Origin of the sequence: Streptomyces sp. NRRL F-2664 (assembly GCF_000719345.1) — a bacterium.
GTDB lineage: Bacteria > Actinomycetota > Actinomycetes > Streptomycetales > Streptomycetaceae > Streptomyces.
In genome coordinates, this window is record NZ_JOFX01000602.1 from 1 (window position 1) to 234 (window position 234).

At 76.9% G+C, this 234-nt stretch carries 1 protein-coding gene; it reads left to right on the forward strand.

The genetic code is table 11. The features are described 5' to 3' along the window. Positions 1-234: hypothetical protein (locus IF89_RS40355; protein WP_043195222.1), on the forward strand; the 234-nt coding region annotated here is incomplete at both ends.

Genomic DNA, 234 nt, shown 5'->3' on the forward strand with positions numbered 1-234 from the left:
CACCGGCAGCGACGGCGCGGTGACGGCCCTGGAGTACGGGCGGCCGCTGGCCGGACACGGCCCCGTCATCACCCGCGTCGCCTCCCCCCTCGGCGCCGTGACCGAGATCGGCTACGAGGAGATCCCCGGATCGCCCGTGCCGGCGCTGGCCGCGACCCGCCTGCGCACCCTCGACGACAAGGGCGAGCTCGCCGCACCCGAGCAGCGGTTCTCCCCCGCAGTGGAGGAGGGGCG